This is a genomic window from Occallatibacter sp., assembly GCF_049802275.1.
In the GTDB taxonomy this organism is placed as follows: domain Bacteria; phylum Acidobacteriota; class Terriglobia; order Terriglobales; family Acidobacteriaceae; genus Telmatobacter.
This window is the reverse complement of sequence record NZ_JBARMD010000324.1, coordinates 1-3713: the sequence shown is the minus strand read 5'-3', so window position 1 is coordinate 3713 and position 3713 is coordinate 1. Positions and strand designations below refer to the sequence as shown.

At 57.5% G+C, this 3713-nt stretch carries 4 protein-coding genes; all 4 read right to left on the bottom strand.

Annotated features, from left to right (window positions below):
• Positions 1–80: 80 nt before the first annotated feature.
• Positions 81–644, bottom strand: coding sequence for a hypothetical protein (locus WA354_RS11325; protein WP_472813120.1), 564 nt, complete (start codon positions 642–644; stop codon positions 81–83).
• Positions 645–766: 122 nt separating this feature from the next.
• Entirely contained in the window at positions 767–1225 is a 459-nt protein-coding gene (locus tag WA354_RS11320; RefSeq protein ID WP_472813119.1) for a hypothetical protein, read from the bottom strand.
• Between the two features lie 268 nt (positions 1226–1493).
• Positions 1494–2816 carry a tetratricopeptide repeat protein gene (locus WA354_RS11315; RefSeq protein WP_472813118.1) on the bottom strand — a complete coding sequence of 441 codons (1323 nt, stop codon included), beginning with the start codon at positions 2814–2816 and terminating at the stop codon, positions 1494–1496.
• Between the two features lie 100 nt (positions 2817–2916).
• Positions 2917–3621, bottom strand: a complete 705-nt coding sequence (locus tag WA354_RS11310; protein WP_472813117.1) for a hypothetical protein — start codon at positions 3619–3621, stop codon at positions 2917–2919.
• Positions 3622–3713: the final 92 nt, after the last annotated feature.

The window sequence follows — 3713 nt, the reverse complement described above, 5'->3', positions numbered from 1 at the left end:
GATCAGATAAGCAGCCACCAAGTTTGAAATTAGCATATGAGGGACCTGGATCAGGGAATCGGGTGGGGGGACCGGAGATGTCATTGAGGATCCGGTTTGGGTTCCGCGCGTTCCTGGCCTTTTTCATCTTTGTGAAGGGCGAAGTAGTCGGTTTGCTCGCGCAGAAGGCGCTGCGACTGATCGGCCAGATCTTCGCCGGCCTCGATCGCTTCCTTGCGGGAGAGATCGAATGGACCTTCGCCGGCAAGCGCTTTCAAAGCAATGAGCCAGTGCTGTGAATCTTCGGCAAGGGCTCTGAGGGCCAGGCGGATGTCTGCGTGGCGATCGGAATACTCGTCGAGGTTTGAGCCAAGCTCGTCCATCAGCGTGGCAACGTCCTGCAGTTCATTGTCGAGGTGCATGGAGCGGGCATCGGACTTGCCGCGATTAGTCAGACTCTTGACCACATTGACATGGTCGCCGAGGTACTCGATGTAGAGCTTGAGGCGTTCGTTGGGGTAGATGCCGGCTTCGCGGATTTTCTCGACTTGCGCCTCAGTAAGCGGATCGTGATGGTCCTTTTGCGCGGCAGCGATAGGGGCGTTGAATCCTGCGATTCCGAGGAGCGTTGTGAGGGCGATGGGGAAAAAGAAACGGAGACGCATGAGCGAACGCACCTTCAACCCCATTGAATCACAAGAGAGGAGAGTGCGAAAAGACAGTCGGGGACAGGCCCAATGGCGCGAAGAACTTGCGATTTGCAGACGATGACAATAGTGAGGCTGGCCTACTTGCGAAAGACTTCGAGCATGGTTTCGCTCTCAGCCCGATTCACCTGCGCAAGCGTCTCCGCGACCAGAGGACGATCTTCAGAGCTGCTGTTGTGCAGCATCTGGTTGAGGCGGAAAGCAGTATGAGCCATGAGAATCTCAGCGTTTTTGAGGCGCTTGTCGTTTTCCGCGACGCTCAGGTGCATCTTGTGTGTGATCGCCTGGATCTGTTTGAGGAGATCAGTTGCCTTGTCGACGTCACCAGCGGCATATTGCTTGACGCTGAACTCGGTCATCTGGTGGATGAGCTCGGCATAGAGGAAGCATTGCTCGCGCGGCTGGGCCTGAGGGATCCGGGCCTCGAGGGCGGCGATGCTGTCCTGGTCGATCAGCTTATCGTCGGAGGAGGAGGCGTACGCAGGGATGGCGAACGCTGCGATAGTGAGGAGGATCGTCGACCAAGCTGCAGACCGCATGAGGAACCTCCGCTGAAGCGGAATTAGATCAAAACCCAAGGTCCCGTGCTGTGCTGAAAAGCACACTCGCCGGTATTTTTGCAGAACCAGACCGCTTAAAAGCTCTTGTCACTCCTGAATCAAAATGGAGCCGGTACATCCGAATACAACTAAGCGACTATAGGAGCATTCCGGGAGAACGTGCAAGCGAAAAGACCAACTCGTGGGTAACTTTAATTCGAAGTCATCAAAGAGATGTCACAGCATTGTCTTTCTTTTGTAGGGCCCACTACTTCTTTTCGAGCACCTGGAGCCTTTGTCGAGCCTGCCATTCCTGATCTGGGAATTTGCCGCTGGACGACTCCAGAAAGTGGTGGTAGTACGTGATAGCCGACGCCTTGTCGTTCAATGAATCGTAGGATGTGGCCCAGAGAAAGTAGGTTGCTGGCACTTCGGGGAGAAATTTGGATCGCACCGTGAGTGCATGGACGGTAACCGCCGGCTGGTGAAGTTTTGATGCTGCGAAAGCGATCCCACTCCACGCATCGGCGTCGGCGGAGTCGAGCTTGGTGGCTTTGTCGAATGCAGCCATGGCCTCGGTGAAATGCTGTTGGCGAATCAGATTCTGTCCATACGCGACGAGCAGATCGACGTCATCGGGGGATTTCGCAAGCAGCGCGAGGTAGAGCTTGTCAGACGCTTCAAAGTCGCCGGCCTGGGCGAGGACCTGGGCGAGCATCCGGGTGATGGCTGGGTCAGCGGGATGCGCAGCGTGCAGTTTTTCGAGAAGCGGCAGAGCGTCGGCATCGTCTTGCGCGGCCAGCACCGTGGCGAGCTGCGCGGTCAGTGCCGGATCGTCCGGCTCCTGTTGAAGAGCACTCCGGATGAGCTTCTCCGCTTCGGGAAACTGTTTGCGCTCGATGAGGACGTGGGCAAGGCCGGAGTTGGCGGCGACAGATTTAGGATCCTCGGCAAGTACGCGGCGATAGGCGGCCTCCGCCGCGTCATGCTGACCCGCAGCTTCGGCAAGGTCAGCGGCGAGCAGGGTGTCGCTGGTGGTTTCGGGAGTGAGCTTGAGGGCCTCGAGCAGCTCTTTTGAAGCTTCGGTGACGTTCCCCTGGCCGTCGGGACCGGGATTATCGAGGCGAGCGAGGGCACGCCATGCGCGGGCTTTCATGGCCGGTCCGGCTTCACCGGGATCGAGAGTGGTGGCGGCGAGGAGTTCGGTGTGGGCTTCGTCTTTCTTGCCCTGCCGTGCGAGCAACAGCCCCAGCGCGAGATGCGCTTCGAAGGAGTTGGGATTGGCTTCGATGGCGCGGCGGTAGAAGCCTGCGGCTGCGTCGAGGTGATCCTGATGATCTGCGACGTAACCGGCGTCGAACAAGGCGCGAGAGTCGGTGCCGTGGGCGATGAGATACGCGTCGAGTTTGGATGCAGCGGTTTTCCAATCGGATTTGACGATATCGGCTTCGGCGTCGACGAGTTCTGGCGCGACCTGCTGAGCTTGAACATCTGCCTGGGCGGGTTCGGCTGCCGGCGGCGCTTGTGCACGGGATTGCGAATCAACGGCAAACCAGCAAAGAAGACCAAGCAAGATGAAGAAGCGACGCACGAAATACCTCAGATACAAGTCTAACGGGCTGGCTGGCGGTTAGACGGATGAGCGGCTTTGGTCGGCATCGTTCGAGAGCCAGGGCAGGGTTTCCCGAGGGCTAAACCGCTGAGACGTTGCCTTTCAAGGAACCCGAGTGTTTTCGCAGTATTTTGAGCGCGCTCATCACAAGAGGACTGTCTTCATCCTCTTCTTCGTTGACTCCATCGTCTTCCACCCCTTCTTCGTCTTCTTCGGGATCTTCCTCATCATTCTCCTCGATGTCCTCATCTTCGGTGTCTTCTTCCTCATCGTCGTTGTCATTGTCGTCCAGCTCTTCCTCGTCGTCTTCATCGGGTTCTACGTAGTTGTCGCAGGTTTCCTGTCGATGGCAGCTGGGGCAGTCGCGTGGGGGCTCGCAGACGGTTTTGTCGGGAGCGAGCATTTCGGCGTCATCCTCGAATGCGGTGGAAGAGGGGTCGATGGGGGTGCCTGCGAGGTCGTAGAGGTTACGCACGGATTCGGAGGGCTCGGATTTATTGGTCCGACCCGTGAGTTGTGCGGCGATCTGAAGTCCGTAGAGGAGAAGGCCGGCGCGGCGGCAATCCATGTGGGGCGAATTGAGAGACCGGATGACCTGGCCAATGGCGATGAGGACAGAAGACGAGTCTTCAATGGGTGGTAGCTGAAACTTCTGGCTATCGGGAAGATTTGCTTTGTGCAAGCGATGCAAGTTGGCGTGGAAGTAGCACCAGGGCTTGCCGCGAAGGGCCGCAGCATGGCAGCGCAATCCGTCGGTTTTAATGTGGCGGCATTCATGGAACACGGTTTTCTCCTTTAACTAATCCCCCCACCCGGTTTTTGGAAGATGGAGCGAGCATTTTCAATGGTTTAGGCGATTGGTGCGTCCGCAAACAT